The 16678-nt window shown below is 71.9% G+C and carries 12 protein-coding genes and 3 pseudogenes; 9 read left to right on the top strand and 6 right to left on the bottom strand.

Annotation, left to right across the window (positions count from 1 at the left end; translation table 11 throughout):
• Positions 1 to 83: 83 nt before the first annotated feature.
• Positions 84 to 644 (top strand): LysM peptidoglycan-binding domain-containing protein, encoded by a 561-nt coding sequence (locus tag ACWDVB_RS14200; RefSeq protein ID WP_451517887.1) that lies wholly within the window; start codon positions 84 to 86, stop codon positions 642 to 644.
• On the opposite strand, the gene ACWDVB_RS14195 is transcribed toward ACWDVB_RS14200, so the two are convergent.
• From ACWDVB_RS14195 to ACWDVB_RS14185, 3 genes and pseudogenes are all read right to left on the bottom strand, one after another.
• Complete coding sequence (locus ACWDVB_RS14195) at positions 625 to 1329, bottom strand: ABC transporter ATP-binding protein (protein WP_451517888.1); 705 nt, start codon at positions 1327 to 1329, stop codon at positions 625 to 627. The two genes, ACWDVB_RS14200 and ACWDVB_RS14195, sit on opposite strands and share 20 nt — an antisense overlap.
• Positions 1330 to 4533, bottom strand: coding sequence for an ABC transporter permease subunit (locus ACWDVB_RS14190; RefSeq protein ID WP_451517889.1), 3204 nt, complete (start codon positions 4531 to 4533; stop codon positions 1330 to 1332). It abuts the gene before it with no gap.
• A gap of 103 nt (positions 4534 to 4636) precedes the next feature.
• Positions 4637 to 5113, bottom strand: a pseudogene (locus tag ACWDVB_RS14185) (hypothetical protein); the annotation flags it as partial.
• 147 nt (positions 5114 to 5260) lie between these two features.
• Here ACWDVB_RS14185 and ACWDVB_RS14180 point away from each other — a divergent pair.
• The 6 genes and pseudogenes from ACWDVB_RS14180 to ACWDVB_RS14155 all read left to right on the top strand — a co-directional run.
• Positions 5261 to 5809, top strand: coding sequence for a hypothetical protein (locus ACWDVB_RS14180; protein WP_451517890.1), 549 nt, complete (start codon positions 5261 to 5263; stop codon positions 5807 to 5809).
• Positions 5784 to 7094, top strand: coding sequence for an ABC transporter substrate-binding protein (locus ACWDVB_RS14175; RefSeq protein ID WP_451517891.1), 1311 nt, complete (start codon positions 5784 to 5786; stop codon positions 7092 to 7094). Before ACWDVB_RS14180 ends, ACWDVB_RS14175 begins: the two co-directional genes overlap by 26 nt.
• 162 nt (positions 7095 to 7256) lie before the next feature.
• Positions 7257 to 8519 (top strand): glycosyltransferase family 4 protein, encoded by a 1263-nt coding sequence (locus tag ACWDVB_RS14170; protein ID WP_451517892.1) that lies wholly within the window; start codon positions 7257 to 7259, stop codon positions 8517 to 8519.
• Positions 8516 to 9397 (top strand): hypothetical protein, encoded by an 882-nt coding sequence (locus tag ACWDVB_RS14165; RefSeq protein WP_451517893.1) that lies wholly within the window; start codon positions 8516 to 8518, stop codon positions 9395 to 9397. Before ACWDVB_RS14170 ends, ACWDVB_RS14165 begins: the two co-directional genes overlap by 4 nt.
• A 17-nt stretch (positions 9398 to 9414) precedes the next feature.
• Positions 9415 to 9641 (top strand): annotated as a pseudogene (locus ACWDVB_RS14160) (hypothetical protein); the annotation flags it as partial.
• Positions 9642 to 9643: 2 nt separating this feature from the next.
• Positions 9644 to 9706 (top strand): annotated as a pseudogene (locus ACWDVB_RS14155) (hypothetical protein); the annotation flags it as partial.
• Between the two features lie 52 nt (positions 9707 to 9758).
• On the opposite strand, the gene ctaD reads toward ACWDVB_RS14155, so the two are convergent.
• Positions 9759 to 11489, bottom strand: coding sequence for an aa3-type cytochrome oxidase subunit I (ctaD, locus tag ACWDVB_RS14150; protein ID WP_451517894.1), 1731 nt, complete (start codon positions 11487 to 11489; stop codon positions 9759 to 9761).
• A 449-nt stretch (positions 11490 to 11938) separates the two neighbouring features.
• Between ctaD and ACWDVB_RS14145 the strand changes: the two genes are divergently transcribed.
• The gene (locus tag ACWDVB_RS14145; RefSeq protein WP_451517895.1) at positions 11939 to 12154 is read left to right on the top strand and encodes an I78 family peptidase inhibitor; all 216 of its coding nucleotides are present in this window, start codon (positions 11939 to 11941) and stop codon (positions 12152 to 12154) included.
• Between the two features lie 129 nt (positions 12155 to 12283).
• On the opposite strand, the gene ACWDVB_RS14140 is transcribed toward ACWDVB_RS14145, so the two are convergent.
• Together ACWDVB_RS14140 and ACWDVB_RS14135 are read right to left on the bottom strand one after the other, a co-directional pair.
• Positions 12284 to 13312: a phosphatase PAP2 family protein gene (locus tag ACWDVB_RS14140; RefSeq protein WP_451517896.1), complete on the bottom strand. Its 1029-nt coding sequence runs from the start codon at positions 13310 to 13312 to the stop codon at positions 12284 to 12286.
• A 288-nt stretch (positions 13313 to 13600) separates the two neighbouring features.
• Positions 13601 to 14749, bottom strand: a complete 1149-nt coding sequence (locus tag ACWDVB_RS14135; protein WP_451517897.1) for a glycosyltransferase family 39 protein — start codon at positions 14747 to 14749, stop codon at positions 13601 to 13603.
• Between the two features lie 231 nt (positions 14750 to 14980).
• Between ACWDVB_RS14135 and ACWDVB_RS14130 the strand changes: the two genes are divergently transcribed.
• Positions 14981 to 16606: an MFS transporter gene (locus tag ACWDVB_RS14130; protein ID WP_451517898.1), complete on the top strand. Its 1626-nt coding sequence runs from the start codon at positions 14981 to 14983 to the stop codon at positions 16604 to 16606.
• Positions 16607 to 16678 lie beyond the last annotated feature (72 nt).

Genomic DNA, 16678 nt, shown 5'->3' with positions numbered 1-16678 from the left:
GGGGTGCCTAGCGTGGCCCGATGAATCATAGGATTTGGTCATATTCGCCATATGTGACGTGTGCCTCGGTGCATGTTGTGCCGATGTGGCGTCTCAGGTCCCTGGCTGTGGTCGTGGGCGTGGTTCTGGCCGCTGTGGTGCTGCCACCGGCCGCCGCGTCCGCGGCCCCGTCGCCGGCGCGGGGCGCCCCGCCCCCGGCCGAGAAGTACGACTGTCCCACGGAGAAGGGGCCGTGGCACTGCCTCGCCCAGTGCGAAAGCAATGGTCGATGGGATGCGAACACGGGCAACGGCTACTACGGAGGGCTGCAGTTCTGGCAGCCCACCTGGGTGGAGCACGGTGGGCTCGAGTACGCGCCGCGCGCCGATCTCGCCACCAAGGAAGAACAGATCATGGTCGCCGAGAAGGTGCTGCGCACTCAGGGCTGGAAGGCCTGGCCGGCCTGCTCCAAGAAGGTGCGGATCGAGCGGTTCGACCGGCGCGTGCATGTGGTCGAGTCCGGGGAGACGCTGAGTTCGATCGCTCGGCGGTACGGGGTCAAGGGGGGCTGGCAGGCCCTCTACCAGGCCAACCAGGACGTCGTGGGGAGCAGTCCCGACCGGCTCGGGGTCGGAACGAAGCTCGTCATTCCGGGGCGGGTCTGAGCTCTGCCGCCTCGCCGCTGAACACCACCGCGCCTCGGCGCAGTTCGTGCACCACCACTGCCGTCCGGCTCGCGCGTTCGCGCAAGGCGGGCGGCAGTCGTTGTTCCGCCACGACGACGCAGGTGGCCCGGCTCTTCGGGCCCGGGACGGTTGGGGAAGCCAACTCGCTCAGGAGTACGTACGTTCGGGCGGCGACGGACGATGACATGCCCTGTGTCGGTTCGTCCACGAGGACCACCGCTGCCTGGGAGAGCAGGGCCCGCGACAGGGCCAGCATGCGTTGCTCGCCGCCCGAGAGGGTGCCTGCCCGGCGGGGGAGCAGCGGGCGCAGCTCGGGGTAGGCGGTCAGGGCGCGGCCGAAGTCGCCCTCGGGGTGGGACAGCTCCAGGTTCTCCGCGACGGTGAGGGAGGAGAACACCGCCCGGCGGTCCGGTACGAAGCACAGGCCCTGGGCCGCTCGTTCGTGGGCCGGGCGGCGTGTGATGTCCCTTCCGTCGCGGACCACGGCTCCTGAGGAGAGGGGGATCGTGCCGGCGAGGGCGCGCAGGGCCGTGGTGCGGCCGGAGCCGTTGCGGCCGAGCAGGACGGTGAGGGTGGCGGCGGGGGCGGCCAGGGTGATGCCGTGCAGGGCCTCCAAGGGGCCGTAGTGGGCGTGGGCGGCGCGGAGCTCGATGCCGTTGTTCATTCAGCGCGCCTCTTCTTCCAGCTCTTGCAGCTCTTGCAGCTCTTCCAGCTCTGCCAGTACTTGGTCCGCCGGGCCGGAGGCGATGACGCGGCCCGCCGTCATCACATGCACGGTGTCGGCGAGGCCCGCCACCAGGTCGAGGTCGTGCTCGACCACGAGGAGCGCCATGCCGTCGGCGGCGAGGGCGCGGAGCAGGGTGGCCAGGGCGGTCACTTCAGCCGTGTCCAGCCCTGCGGCCGGCTCGTCCAGGAGGAGGGTGTGGGGGTTGCTCGCGAGGGCCCTGGCCAGTTCGGTGCGGCGGAGGGTGCCGGTGGGGAGGTCGGTGGCCGGGTGGTCTCGGAGCTCTGTCAGGCCGAGGAGGCGGAGGGTGTGGGTGGTCGCCGTCGCCGTCGCCGCGGTCGCCGTCGCCGTCGCCGGGGTTGATCGGCTTGCCTGTACGGGGGTCTGTTCCGCGCCCACCTGGACGTTCTCCGCGATCGTCAGGGACGGGAAGACCGCGAGTTGCTGGAAGGTACGGGCCGTGCCGATGCGGGTGCGGGCGTGGGCCGGGAGCCTCGTGATGTCGCGGGCGCCGAGGGTGATGCGGCCCGTGTCGGGGCGGAGGGTGCCGGCCAGGCAGTGGAACAGGGTGCTTTTGCCGGCGCCGTTCGGGCCTACGACTGCGGTGATGTGGCCTCGGGGGACGGTGAGGGTGACGTCGTCCAGGGCGGTGAAGCCGTCGTAGGTGAGGGTGAGGTGGTGGGCGGTCAGGGGGGTGTGGCGGGTGGCGGGTTGGCCGGGTGCGTGTGGTGCGCCTTCTGCGCCTCCGGCACCTTGTACTCCCCCTGCGCCTACGGTGCGTCGTGGGGGCGGGGCCGCGGGGGTATCTGCGTGCTCGCCATCTTGGCCTGGGCGCCCGCTTTCTTCGCCTCGGCCACGAAAAGCCAGGTGCTCCGCTCGCAGATACCCCCACGTCCCCTCGGCTCGGTCGCGCGACTGCGGGTGGGTGGGGGTGCCTGTCGTCGGCTCTGGCTGGGGGGCGGCGGTGGGGTGGGTGCGGGGGGCTGTCGTCTCTGGTTCTTGTTCGGGTGACGGGTGCGGTGGGGCGAGTGGGTGGGTGGGGCTGTCTGTCGTCGAGTCTGGCTGGGGGGCGGCGGTCGGGTGGGTGCGGGGGGCTGTCGTCTGCTGTTCTTGTTCGGGCGGCCGGTGTTGGGGGGTGGTCCGGTGGGTGGGGGTGCGCTTCGTCGTCGGCTTTGGGGCCGGGGTGGTCGGGTGGGTGTGGTCGGTCCTTGGTTGTTCTTCTTGTTCGGTCAGTGGGTGATGCGGGGTGAACGGGTGGGTGGGTGGGAGAGGGGTGTTTGGGGGTGAGGGGGTGCGGGGGGCGTGGGTGAGGGACTTGTGGGCTGCTCTGCCTAGGGATGTGAGATGGGCGCGGCGGGTGCCCGGTATCGCTGCGCGCAGCGCCTCGTATGGGCCCCCCGGGAAGCGGCCGATCAGCACCGCGAGGACACCGATCACCGCCGCCGCCACCCCGCCCCGCGCCCCCGCGTCCAGACCGACCAGCAGCGCCGCGGCCAGCAGCGCCCCGAGGACGCTGTCCGAGCCGAGGACCACCACCGCCGCGAACCAGAGGAGCCCGCGCACGGGGTCGTACGAGCCGGAGTCGAACGCCCGCTGCCCCATCGCGAGCATGCCGCCGCCCAGCGCGGCCAGCGCCGCCCCGGTGACGAACGCCGTGAGTTTGAGGGCCCGCACGGGCACCCCGGCGGCCGCCGCGCCCGCCTCGTGGTCCCGCATCGCCGCGAGCGCGCGGCCCGCACGGCCTCGGCGCAACGCGGTGACCACGAGCAACGCCCCGGTGAGCAGCGCGAGTTCGAGGACGTAGTACGCGCGGTCGCCCCCGAGCCCGGCGGGGCGGTCCAGGGTCAGTCCCGACGTCGCGTACGGCTGGGTGAAGACGAAGCGGCTGACGCCCACGCCGACCGCGAACGTCGCCAGGGCCAGCGCAAGGCCGTGGCGGCTGATTGCGGGCCAGCCGGTGAGCAGCCCCAGCGGTGCGACGAGGAGGACCGCCACGGCCAGCGCCAGAAGGTGCGGCAGCTCGGGCAGGCCGGGGAAGCGGCCCGCCGCGAGGAAGGCGGTGAAGAGGGCGCCCAGTCCCGCGTACGCCGCCTGGCCCAGGGAGATCTGCCCGCCGCGGCCCGTGACGATCACGAGGGACAGGAGGATCACCGCGAGCGCCGGCACCTGGACCGAGGTCGTCAGGTCCGTGCCCGCGAAGCCGAGGGGCAGGAGGAAGAGGACCGCCGCCACTATCCAGGCGCCCGGCGGGGTCGGCACGCGGGCCGTCGCCGTGCGGGGCAGCGCGGCCCGGGAGCCGATGCCCGGCAGGATCAGCGCCGCGATGAGGAGGGCCACGACGAAGAGGTTCGCCCCGGCGGTCTGGACGAGTTGCTCACGCCAGCCCGACGGGTGCAGGCGCGTCAGCTGGCTCTGCGCCACGCCCAGGCCGAGCGCCACCGTGACGGCGACGGGCAGGCTGCGCATCCCGGCCGCCACGGCGACCGCCACCACCTCCATCACCAGCAGCGGCATGCCGTACGGGTCAAGACGTACGTAAGGCGCGAGGAGCACGCCGGTCAGGCCAGCGGTGAAGGAGCCGAACGCCCAGCCCGCCGCCGCCACCCGGTCCGCGTCGACGCCGGAGAGCGCGGCGAGCCCGCGGTTGTCCACCACCGCGCGCAGTTCGCCGCCGAAGCGGGTCCAGCGGGTGACCGCCCCGACGGCGGCGGCCAGGGCGATGGCCGCGCCCAGCGGGACCCACGGGTCGGCGGAGAGCAGCGTGGGCGCGTCGTCGCGGGCGCCCGGGCCCCAGAGGAGGGCCGCTCCGCCGACGAGGAGGACGAAGACGCCGATGGAGGCGACCAGCGTCTGCGCCGGGTCCCCGCCCAGGACCGCCAACGGGCGGAAGACCGCGCGGTCCAGGACGAGGCCGATGCCGGGCGCCACGACGAGCAGCGTGAGCGCGGCGGCCAGCGGGAGCGGCCAGTGCCATTCGGCTGTCAGTTGGCGCAGGACGTAGGCGCAGACCATGGCGATCGCGCCGTGCGCGAAGTTGAGGACGCCGGTCGCGCGGTACGTGACGATCAGGCCGATGCCGGTGAGCGCGGCGGCGCCGCCGACCGAGAGCCCGGCCAGCGTGAGGTCGTAGCTCAGGGACGCCACCGGGTCATCGCTCCGGGGACGACTCGTCGGGAAGGTCGGGGGGAGGGTCGGGAAGGTTGTCCGGTGGGGCTTCTGGTGTCTTGGACTGGCCCGCCTGGCGCTGTGGTTCGCAGATCGGGCAAGGGGCGAGGGCGCCCTGCGACAGGATCGTGGCGTCCGCCGGGACCGCCTCCGGTTTGTCCGCGACCAGGGGGCAGTCCGCACGGTGCCACAGCGTGCCGCCGGGCACCATGAGGAGTTCGCCGCTCGTCGCCACGGGCGCCTGGTCCCGCTCCGGGGACCCGGCGGGCTCCGTCGCCACCAGGAGTCCGTACAACTCCTCCACGCGCGCCGCCGCGAGGGCGCTTCTGCCGTGCGTGAGCAGCACCGCGCCCGCGACGATCAGCGCCGCGCCCGGCACCGTGCACGAGGCGAGATAGGGCAACTGCCGCTCCGCGAAGCGCTCCCCGGAGATGCCGTACCAGCCGAGCACGCAGAGCACCGCGCCGCCGGCGAGCGCCGCGAAGGCCGCCCACAGGACGGGACGCGCGGCGCGCGGCCGGGCCGGGTTGGCTGTCCGAGCTGTCTGAGCCGCCCGCATCGAGGCCCCCTGGGACACGTCATCGGTCACGTCGGTCACGTCGGCGCTCTGTCCATGTCAGCCGATCGCTTGCACTATGCCCTCTGGAAGCCGACCCTGAAAGCTCCGGGCCCTGACGGCCCGGACCGACACCCGGTGGTGAGCCAGATGGTTCGGGGAAGAGTGCGCGGCGCGGCGTTGGCGGCCGCCGCCGTCCTGTTGATCGTTCCGGCCGCCGTCGCCTGCGGTGACGACAGCGGAGGCGGGGACGGCGGCACGCCGCCCGAGCCGTCCGTGGAGAAGTCGTCCGAGCCGTCCGATCCGTCCGAGTCCGCGCAGGACGGCGCCACCGCGCCCGCCGACCCTGCGGCCGCGGAGAAGGAGGTCCGCGAGAACTGGGAGAAGTTCTTCGACCCCGAGGTCTCGCTGAAGGACAAGGAAGCCGTCCTGGAGAACGGCGCCAAGATGCGCGCCGTCCTGGAGGGCTTCAGCGGCGACGAGCGCGGCAAGCAGGTCGCGGCGGAGGTCGGCGACGTCGAGTTCGCCTCGTCCGACGAGGCCGACGTCACGTACGCGCTGACCCTGAAGGGCGCCACCGCGCTGCCCGACGCCTCCGGGACGGCCGTCAACGAGGACGACACCTGGAAGGTGTCCGTCAAGACCCTCTGCGCGCTGGTGAAGCTGAGCGGGAATGCGTCGCCCGGTCCGGGCTGCTGACGTTCTGCTCGCAGCCGCGCTCCTGGCGGCGAGCGTGGCGAGCGCGGCCTGTGGCTCCCGGCTGCCCGAGAGCGACTTCGAGCGGCGCGGCACGACCCCCGCGCCCGCCGGGGGCGCGCCGGTCAGGGTCGGCATCATCACCAGCGCGACCAGCCCGGTCGGCGGCGCCGCGTTCACCGGGCCGCGCGACGGGGCCAAGGCCTACTTCGACCGGCTGAACGCGCGCGGCGGCATCCAGGGACGCGAGGTGGAGGTGCGCACCTGCGACGACGGTGGCAGCGGTGTCGGCAACAACGACTGCGTGCGCGAACTCGTCGAGCAGCACAAGGTCGTCGCGCTCGTGGCGACCGCCTCCCTGGACTACGCGGGCGCCTCCAGGGTCTCCCACGCGCGCGTGCCCGACATCGGTGGACAGCCGATCGGCTCCGCGTATGAGACGTATCCGCATCTGTACGGCATCTACGGCAGCCTCGCCCCGCGGAACGGCAAGCCGGGCTGGGACGGCAAGCTGTACGGCGGTACCGAGGTCTACCGCTACTTCAAGCGGGAGCAGGGGGCGCGGACCGCCGCCGTCGTCTCGTACAACCAGGCCGCGTCCGCCGCGTACGCCCGCCTCGTCACGCGGGGCCTGAAGGCGGAGGGCTACAAGGTGGTCACCGAGCAGGTCGACTTCGCGCTGCCCAACTTCCGCGCGGCCGCCGCCGATCTGAAGGAGCAGGGCGCCGACCTGGTCTTCGACGCGATGGACACGCACGGCAACGCCCGGCTGTGCGAGGCGATGGACGACGTCGGGGCGGAGGTCACCGCCAAGGTGAGCAATGTGCAGAACTGGACCTCGACCGTCGGCGACGACTACAAGGACGCGCCGCGCTGCCGCAACGCCCTGTGGGCCACCGGATCGAGCAGGAACTACGAGGACACCGGGCACCCGGCCGTACGCGAGTTCCGTGCCGCCATGAGAGGGAAGGCGCTCTCCCAGTGGCAGCTGGAGGGCTGGGCCGCCGCCATGTGGTTCACCGACGCCGCGAGGTCCTGCCTGAGCGGCGGAGAGGCCGGGGGTGAGGTCACGCGCGCGTGCGTGGACGGATTCATGAACAGGAATGAGCCGTACTCGGCGCGCGGACTGCTTCTGCCCATCACCTTCGAGCGCCGCGCCGAGCCGCCAGGGAAACGCAGGACGTGTGTGTCGGTCGCCCGCTGGCGGGACGGGAAAGGCTGGGTCACGCAAGGAGGGGACATGGGCGAGAACTGTTTCGACGTTCCTCAGCTCGCCTACCGGCCTTGATGCGCGAGGCCGCCGGAAAGTTCCCCCCTTGGCTATCGATCATGTATCTGTTTCAAGACAAGATGGTGTCGGCACCCAACCCTTGGCCAGGAATTGCCGTCTAACCCTGCGGTAGGCGGGCGAGGGGGACTGTCCGCATGGAAACGCGGAATACGGGGACGCATGCACATCTCTTTCCTCATTCACAATGCGTACGGGATCGGAGGGACGATCCGGACGACGTACAACTTGGCGAACACGCTGGCCCAGCAGCATGACGTCGAGATCGTCTCCGTCTTCCGGCACCGCGACGAGCCGGTGTTCGCGCCTGACCAGCGCGTCCGCCTCAGCCACCTCGTGGACATGCGCAAGGCCACCCCGGGCTACGAGGGCGAGGACCCCGAGTATCTGCGGCCCGCCCGGACGTTCCCCAGCGGCGAGGGCCGCTACCACCAGTACAACGCGCTCACCGACCGGCGCATCGCCGCGCACCTCGCGGCCCTCGACGCGGACGTCGTCGTCGGCACCCGGCCCGGCCTCAATGTGCATATCGCCCGCCAGACCGCGCGCGGCCCCCTGCGCGTGGGCCAGGAGCACCTCACGCTGGACAGCCACTCCAAGGAACTCCGCCGCCAGCTGCGCAGCGTCTACCCCCGCCTCGACATCCTGACCACGACGACGGAGGCCGACGCCCGCGCCTACACCCGCAAGATGCGGCTGCCCGGCGTCCATGTGCAGGCCGTGCCGAACCCCGTGCCCGCGCCCGGCATCGAACCCGCCGACGGCACCCACAAGTGGGTCGTCGCGGCCGGGCGGCTCGCCCCGGTCAAGCGGTACGACCTGCTGATCAGGGCCTTCGACAGGGTGCGGCGCGAGCGCCCCGACTGGCGGCTGCGGATCTACGGCGGCGGCAAGCAGAAGGAGAAGCTGCGCGCCCTGATCGACGAACTCGGCCTCTACAACCACGTCTTCCTCATGGGACCCGCCCACCCCATCGAACCGGAGTGGGCCAAGGGCTCCATAGCCGCCGTCACCTCCAGCCTGGAGTCCTTCGGCATGACGATCGTCGAGGCGATGCGCTGCGGACTGCCCGTCGTCGCCACCGACTGCCCGCACGGTCCGGGCGAGATCATCGACAACGGTGTCGACGGGCGCCTCGTCGAGCCGGGCAACCCCGACGCCATCGCGAGGGGCCTGCTCGAACTGATCAACAACGACTCGCTCCGGCAGCGGATGGCGGGCGCGGCGCTCCAGGACTCCGAGCGCTTCGACCCGCAACACATCGCCGAGCGCTACGACGCGATGTTCTCCGGGATGCTCACCCGCGGGAGCTCGTTCGGGGGCCGGATGCGCGGCTCCCTGCACCGCACGCGCGGCGCCCTGCTCGGGGGCGCGTACGCGGTGCGCGACCTGGGACGCGTACAGACGAAGGGATCGACCGCATGACGGCCTTGGCCACCTCGCACGCCGCGTCGCACCCCGGGGACGGCCAGGAGACGTCCACGGCACCGCGCGCCGACTGCGTCGCCGACTCCGCCGGAGGGCTCACCTTCGACGTGACGGAGCCCGGGGGGTTCGAGGAGAGGAGCGCGGCCTATCTGCTGCTGCGCCGCCGCGACGCCGACTCCGCCGAGGACTACGTGCGGCTGCCGCTCTCCCCGTCGGCGGACGGGCGGCTGCGGGCCGCGCTGCCCAGCAGCGTCGAGCTCGCCGAGGGCCGCTGGAACGCGTACGCGCAGATCGCGGGCGGTGAGCCGCGCCGCCTGATGCCGGGCGTGAACGACCTGCGCTCACTGGTCGACCGCGCGCCCAGCGGCAGCCGCGGCCATGTCGCGGTGCGCATCCCGTACGCGACGAAGCAGGGCAACCTCTCGGTGCGCAGCTGGCTGCGGGCGCCGCACGCCGAGGCGGGCGAGATCGAGATAGCGGACGCGTCCCTGACCGTGCGGGGCCGGCTCTACGGCACCTCGCTGAGCGACGGCGCGTACGTCGAGGCCGTCCGGCGCGCCGAACCGGACACCGTCCACCGGGCCGACGTCACCGCCGACGGGCCGGAGTTCACCTTCGGGCTGCGTCACGGCGCGCTCGCGGACGGCGGACCCGGGCCCTGGGACCTGTGGCTGTGCCCGGCGGGCGAGGGCGGGCCGCGGGTGCGCCTGGCGCGGATCCTGGACGACGTCCCGGACAAGAAGGCGATCTTCACGTACCCGGCGGTGCGCTGCGAGACGGCGTACGGGGTGGTCGAGACGGGCCCGTACTACACCGTCGACAACGACCTGTCCGTCAGCGTCCGCGAGACGGAGCCCGGAGAGAAGCGCGAGTAGGGGTCCGGCACGGAGAGCTGACATCGCGGACCGTGGCTGTCCTGAACCCGGGGCACAATCGCGTCCATGTTGGAGACCTCGGCGAGGCCTCCGTGCGCGCCCTCGCCAAGCTGGAACAGGTGCTGCCGAGCAGGCTGCGCCGCCGTGTGGGCCCTGAACGCCTATGCCGTGCCGATGGCTCCGCGCCCCGCAGCCGCAGGGCGCGGACGCCGCCGTCCTGACCGAACTCGCGGGCAGGCCGAGACCGGGCGGAGCTGCCTGCTGCGCACGGGGGCGGCGAGCCTGGACGTGATGGTCTTCCACGTGATGTTCATGGGCCTGGAGTTCGAGGTCGTGGAGCCCGCCGGACTCACCGACCGGATCAGGAACTCCCGGGACCTCCTGAGCCGGGCCCTGGACCGGGGTGCTCCGTCTGCGGATCCTCGGGAGGCCGGTCCGAGTCCCACGCCGTTAACGCGGCGTACTGCGGGTGGTGCAGGTCGAACGCCGGGGACTCGGAGCGGATCTTGGGCAGCGTGACGAAGTTGTGCCGGGGCGGCGGGCAGGACGTCGCCCACTCCAGGGAGCGGCCGAACCCCCAGGGGTCGTCGACCTCGACCTTCCGGCCGTACTTGGCGGTCTTCCAGACGTTGTAGAGGAAGGGCAGGGTGGAGAGGCCCAGCAGGAACGCCCCGATGGTCGAGACGGTGTTGAGGACCGTGAAGCCGTCCGCCGCCAGATAGTCGGCGTAGCGGCGCGGCATGCCCTCGGCGCCCAGCCAGTGCTGGACGAGGAACGTGGTGTGGAAGCCCACGAAGAGCGTCCAGAACTGGATCTTGCCGAGCCGTTCGTCGAGCATCTTGCCGGTCAGCTTCGGCCACCAGAAGAAGAAGCCGCCGAAGGTCGCGAAGACGACGGTGCCGAAGACCACGTAGTGGAAGTGCGCGACGACGAAGTACGTGTCGGTGACGTGGAAGTCGAGCGGCGGCGAGGCCAGGATGACGCCGGTGAGACCGCCGAACAGGAAGCTCACCAGGAACCCGACCGCCCACAGCATGGGCGTCTCGAAGGACAGCGAGCCTCTGAGCATCGTGCCCGTCCAGTTGAAGAACTTCACGCCCGTCGGGACCGCGATGAGGAACGACATGAACGAGAAGAAGGGCAGCAGCACCGCGCCCGTCGCGAACATGTGGTGCGCCCAGACGACCACGGACAGACCGGTGATGGCCATCGTCGCGCCGACCAGCGTCAGATAGCCGAAGATCGGTTTGCGGCTGAAGACCGGGATGATCTCCGTGACGATGCCGAAGAACGGCAGCGCGATGATGTAGACCTCGGGATGCCCGAAGAACCAGAAGAGGTGCTGCCACAGCAGCGCGCCCCCGTTCTCCGAGGCGAAGACGACCGAGTTGAGACGCCGGTCGGCCTCCAGGACGAGCAGCGCGGCGGCGAGCACGGGGAACGCGAGCAGTACCAGGATCGACGTGAACAGTACGTTCCAGGTGAAGACGGGCATCCGGAACATCGTCATGCCGGGCGCGCGCATCCCGATGATGGTCGTCAGGAAGTTCACCGCGCCGAGGATCGTGCCGAACCCCGAGAGCGCGAGCCCCATGATCCACAGGTCGGCGCCGATGCCGGGCGACCGTTCCATGCTGTTGAGCGGGGCGTACGCGAACCAGCCGAAGGCGGCGGGGCCGCTCGGCACGAGCAGCGAGCCGAGCACCATCAGGCCGCCGAAGAGGAAGAGCCAGTAGGAGAGCATGTTCAGCCGCGGGAAGGCGACGTCCGGCGAGCCGATCTGCAGCGGCATGATCTCGTTGGCGAAGCCCGCGAACGTCGGCGTCGCGAAGAGCAGCAGCATGATCGTGCCGTGCATGGTGAAGGCCTGGTTGAACTCCTCGTTGTTCATCAGCTGCAGGCCCGGGCGGGCCAGTTCGGCCCGCATCATCAGGGCCATCAGACCGGCGGCGAGGAAGAAGACGAACGACGTGATGAGGTAGAGGTGGCCGATCTTCTTGTGGTCCGTGGTGGTCAGCCACGCCACGATCACCCGGCCCGGCCGCCGCTCCCGCACCGGCTCCTCGCTCGCCCGCACCGTCTCGGTCCCCATCGCCTGCCCCTTCGCCGTCGCGTCCCGGGCCGTCCGAAGCCTGCTCGAAGCTCACGCCATGATGCTCGCGTCGGCGCCGACTCCGACAGGGGGCGTACGCCGCTTCCGGCCGGGCGGCGCCCCGGGCGCTGTGCCGGAACCATGAATTCCCTATGCGCCGTCACATCCGGGCGGAGGGCCGGGATTCCGAAATGCGGAGGGTTCGTAAAGGGCCGCCGCGACTATTCGGGAGGCACTATTCAAGGGGCCGCCGAGACGGCTTCACGCGGCCCCGAAGGCCTCCGCGAATTACACCATCACGGGCACGGAACCGCCCGTACGTGTGACGGAGTTCGAACGAAACGCACGTCGTGATCCTGTGACAAAAGCGTGACCGGAGGGGTGTCCGTGACGCATGGTGTCCGGCCCCGGCCTTCCCCGGCGGTGCCGCGCCGCCTAACGTGGCGGCCATGGCACACATCCCGACCCCTCCCGCAGAGCCCCAGGACAGCCCGGACCGTTACGTGGGCCTGGCGGCCGAGGCCGCCGAGCGGCAGGCGCGCGAGCACGGCTGGTCCACCGTCAGGTCGCTGCCGCCGGGGGCGATCATCACCATGGAGTACCTCGCGGGGCGGCTCAACTTCGAGGTCAGAGAAGGCGTCGTGACGCGCTCCTGGAAGGGCTGAGCGCCGCCCGCGACACCTCCGTACGACGCGACACCCGCGTACGACGAAGGCCCCGGCTCCTGAAAAGGAACCGGGGCCTTCGCCATGCGGGGGATGGGCTGTGCGTACCGGCCCCCGCTGTCGGTGGGGTCAGCCGCCCGCCACCGGGCGGGCGGACGCGGCGCCGCGCGGCACGCGGTCGGAGTGCGGCGGACGGCGGCTGCCGACCGGGGTGACCGGGGTGCGCTCGGAGCGGGCCGTGTGCGGGCCCGGCGCGAGGTAGGCCGGGGGACGGCCGGCGCGGGCGGCGCCGACCGGCTCACGGGCGGGCGCCGGCTCCTGCGCGGCGGGGCGCTGCGGCACCAACGCGGGGGTGCCGACGGGGGCCCCGGCGAGGCCGGGCACCGGCGCGGTACCCGCACGGCGGGTGCGCCAGGCCTCGCGGACGCCGAAGATCACGCCCTCGACGCGGGCGATCAGCGACTCGAACCAGGGCAGCGCCAGCAGGATGAGCAGCCCCGCGGCCCAGCCGAGGAAGACGTCGCTCAACCAGTGCGTACCGAGGTAGACGGTGGTGAGCCCGACGCTCAGGGAGACCACGGCCGACAGGGCCGACAGATAGCGGCGGGTGCGCGGGGTGGAGGCCAGATAGGCCAGGATTCCCCAGGTCACGACGGCGTTGGCGGTGTGGCCCGAGGGGAATATATCGCCACCGAGCCACATCTCGTTCGAGCCGATCGCGGTGGCGTAGTGCGGGCCGAGGCGGCCCATGCCGAGCTTGGCGGCGCCGACCGTCACGTTGAGCAGGAGCAGGGCGGCGCCGAACATCAGCAGCGGGCGCAGCGTGTGCTGCCGCCAGGAGCGCCAGCCGAGCCAGGCCGCGACCATGACGGCGGTCGGGCCGCGCTGGCCGAGGACGACCCAGTAGTCGAGGAAGGCGTGGATCTCCGGCCACTGCTGGTAGGGCCGGAAGAACATGACCTGCCAGTCGAAGCGCACCAGCCACGAGGTGGTCAGCACGGCGACGACGATGGCCAGGTAGAACGCCAGGGTCGCGCTGAAGAGCACGACCCGGTGCCGGCTCATCCTCGGCACATCGAGGTGGGCCGGTCGTTCCGGCTCACGGTCCAGCCGGGCGAAGACCCGGTCAAGACGGGTGAGGTTTCGTTCGGTACGCACCCAATCGACGTTACAGCGAGTGAGTCTGGCACTAGGCCGAATCAGTGGCTTTGTGATGACGATGTGATGTGGGATTGATCTCAGGGCGGTGTTTATTCCGGGAATTCCTTATTCGGACGCGGCGCCCTTACTCAATTCGTTGATCGTTTCCGATGTCGTTTTATGGCCCTTATGAATTCGTTCACCGGGACCTGGTGCCGAATTTCCCGGCCGATCACACACGATCATGTGCGACCACCGCTCGGTCGCGCCCGATCACCGCGGGGTCAGGAAATGATCATGACGGGATCACGGTGGTCCCGAGCCGTGCAGCCAGAACGCCCCGTACACCGCGCTCGCCACCGCCACACTCCCGAGGACCAGCGCCGACCTGGACGTACGCAGCCGGGCCAGCGCCACCGCGATGGGCAGCAGAAGCGGGAAGGCGGGTAGCAGGAGGCGCGGCTTCGAGCCGAAGTAGCCCGCGGCGCAGAGCGCGAGCGCGACGACGATGCCGCAGTAGACGAGCAGCGGCAGCGGCTGCCCACGCCGTACGCCGATGACGTACAGCCGGACCACCAGCGCGACGCCGACGAGGAGCCCGATGCCCGCGAGGGCGCCGGGGACAGAAGTGAACTTCTCACCGATGAAACGTGCGAAGGCGTAGCCGAAGTCGAAGCCGTTGCCCCAGCCCGCCTGGACGTCGAGATAACCGAAGAGGCCCCCTCCGGTGCGGTGGCCGACCCACAGCACATAGCCCGCGGCGCCGAGCGGGGCCAGGGCCATCCCGAGGAGCGCGCGCCCGTCGGCCCGCCGCTCCCGGTACATCCGGACGCCCGCCGCCACCCAGATCGCGGCGACCACCGCCACGCCCACCGGCCGGGTCAGCCCCGCGCAGGAGGCGAGCACGCCCGCCCAGATCCAGCGCCCCCTCAGCACCATGTACAGCGACCAGGCGGCCAGCGCCGTGAACAGGGACTCGCTGTACGCCATCGACTGCACGACGCCCACCGGCAGCACCGCCCAGAGCGCGGCCGCGCAGATCCCGGCCCGGCGCCCGTACAGACGGTCGGCGATCGCGAAGATCCCCGCGGCGGCGAAGAGCGACGCGAGCCAGCTCACCACCAGACCCGCGTCGGCGTACGACAAGGGGCCGACCGCCGAGACGAGCCGCTCCAGCCAGGGAAGGAGCGGGAAGAACGCGAGGTTCGAGTGCACACTGCCGTCCGGCAGCGTCACCTCCCAGCCGTAGCCGTGCTCGGCGACGCGGGTGTACCAGAGCGAGTCCCAGCGGGCGGTCAGCAGCGTGTGCGGGCTCCCGCCCGCCGCCGCGCCCCACACCGCGAGCACCGCGAGGCCCAGCGCGCGCACCCCGGCGTACACGAGGAGAGCGGGCGCGGCGCGGCGCAGCGCATGGCCCGCCGGGGCCGGCGAGAGGCGTCGATCAGAATCGGTCACGGGCTCGATTATCGGCCGTGGGGGGAACCGGGCGCCCGCCCGGGGCGTGGTCCAGGGAGAGGAGGCGTGGCGCACGCCACACCGTGCCCGTGCAACCGTGAGAGGTCCGCCACGCGCCCCCCGCGTGAACTCGCGTACTCTGACGGCTCACTCGCCATAGTCCGCGCCGCCGGAGCGGGGAGTCCCCATCCCGCAGGCCGCCGATGCGAGGGATCACTGGGAGGTACGCACATGTCCGGGACGACCACGGCCGCAGCACCGCAGGGCCGTCGGGGATCCGGGGCCGGTGCCGGGGCCAATCGCTGGCTCGTGCTCGTCGTCCTCTGCGTCAGCCTGCTGCTGGTCGCCGTCGACGCCACCGTCCTGCACGTAGCCGTGCCCGCGGTCACCGAGGACCTGAGACCCGGCGCGATAGAACTGCTGTGGATCGTCGACATCTATCCACTGGTCTGCGCCTCGCTCCTCATCCTCTTCGGCACGCTCGGCGACCGCGTCGGCCGCAGACGCGTCCTCCTGCTCGGATACGCCCTCTTCGGCGTCGCCTCCGCGATCGCGGCCCTCGCCGACAACGCGCAGGTCCTGATCGCCGCCCGGGCGCTGCTCGGCGTCGGCGGCGCGATGATCATGCCCGCGACGCTGTCGATCCTGCGTCAGGTCTTCCCCGACCGGCGCGAGCGGGCCGTCGCCATCGGCGTCTGGAGCGCGGTGGCCGCCGTCGGCGCGGCCGTCGGGCCGCTGCTCGGCGGGTTCCTCCTGGAGCACTTCTGGTGGGGCTCGGTCTTCCTCATAAACATCCCGCTGATGCTGGTCAGCCTGCCGATCGGGCGCTGGCTGCTGCCCGAGTCGACCGGGGACCGCCACGGTCCGTGGGACGTGGTCGGCGCGCTGATGGCCGCGGGCGGTCTCTTCGGTCTCGTGCTCGGCGTGAAGCGGCTCGGCGGTGGCGAGTCGCCGCTCGGCGCCACGACCCTCCTCTCGCTGGCCGTGGGCGGTGCCCTGATCGCCGGATTCGTCCGCAGGCAGCGGCGGCGCACGCATCCACTCGTCGATCTGTCGATGTTCGCGCGGCCCGCGTTCAGCACGTCCGTCGGCTGCATCGTGCTCGCCATGCTCGCCCTCGTCGGCCTGGAACTGATCGCCGCGCAGTACCTGCAACTGGTCCTCGGCCTGTCCCCGCTGGAGACCGGGCTGCGGCTGCTGCCGCTCACCTTCGCCGCGATGGCCGCGGGCCTCGCCGGATCGAAGCTGCTGCACCGCTTCGGGCCGCGGCGGATGGTCTGCGCCGGCTTCTGCCTCACCGCGGCCGCCGTGGTCGTCCTCACCGGCATGGGCGGCCACGCCAACGACGGCCTGCTGCTCACCGGCTTCGTCCTGCTCGGCTTCGGCCTGGAGACCACGCTCTTCGGGGCGTACGAATCGATGCTGAGCGAGGCTCCGCAGTCCGAGGCGGGCGGCGCCGCGGCGATCGGCGAGACCTCCTACCAGCTGGGCGCGGGCATCGGCATCGCGCTGCTCGGCACGGTCATGAACGCGGCGTATGCGCCGGGGCTCTCCTCCGTGCGGGGCGTTCCGGCCGCGGACAGTGCGGCGGCGAGTCACTCGCTGGGCGAGGCGTACGAGGTCGCTGCGCGGCTCGGCGGGGATACGGGGGCGGCCCTGCGGGCCGCGGCGCGGGATTCCTTCGTGCATGGGCTGCATGTGACTCTGCTGGTCAGCGCCGGGCTGCTGCTGCTCGGGGCGGTCGCGGCGCTGAGGTTGCCCCGGGGCATGGAGTGCGGGGCGCCCGTGGCCCGCGCCGAGCAGGCGATTCCGGCTCCCCGGGACCCCGCCGGGGTGGGCGTGGAGTCCCTTCGCTGAGCTCGGCGGCGGCCTTCGGCCGGGGGACATTCCCACCCGCCCGCCTTTTCGGGGCGGGATGCCCGTCGGGCG

Source organism: Streptomyces sp. NPDC003379 (genome assembly GCF_053589195.1).
Note: the sequence above shows the minus strand (reverse complement) of the source record. Positions and strands in the feature narration are given on the sequence as shown.

Bases quoted from the DNA above. Each gene is read 5' to 3' on its own strand.
- ACWDVB_RS14130 (WP_451517898.1), top strand. From the start codon at position 14,981: ATGTCCGGGACGACCACGGCCGCAGCACCGCAGGGCCGTCGGGGATCC.
- ACWDVB_RS14180 (WP_451517890.1), top strand. From the start codon at position 5,261: ATGGTTCGGGGAAGAGTGCGCGGCGCGGCGTTGGCGGCCGCCGCCGTC.
- ACWDVB_RS14170 (WP_451517892.1), top strand. From the start codon at position 7,257: ATGCACATCTCTTTCCTCATTCACAATGCGTACGGGATCGGAGGGACG.
- ACWDVB_RS14195 (WP_451517888.1), bottom strand. From the start codon at position 1,329: ATGAACAACGGCATCGAGCTCCGCGCCGCCCACGCCCACTACGGCCCC.
- ACWDVB_RS14175 (WP_451517891.1), top strand. From the start codon at position 5,784: ATGCGTCGCCCGGTCCGGGCTGCTGACGTTCTGCTCGCAGCCGCGCTC.
- ACWDVB_RS14200 (WP_451517887.1), top strand. From the start codon at position 84: ATGTGGCGTCTCAGGTCCCTGGCTGTGGTCGTGGGCGTGGTTCTGGCC.
- ACWDVB_RS14165 (WP_451517893.1), top strand. From the start codon at position 8,516: ATGACGGCCTTGGCCACCTCGCACGCCGCGTCGCACCCCGGGGACGGC.
- ACWDVB_RS14145 (WP_451517895.1), top strand. From the start codon at position 11,939: ATGGCACACATCCCGACCCCTCCCGCAGAGCCCCAGGACAGCCCGGAC.
- ctaD (WP_451517894.1), bottom strand. From the start codon at position 11,489: ATGGGGACCGAGACGGTGCGGGCGAGCGAGGAGCCGGTGCGGGAGCGG.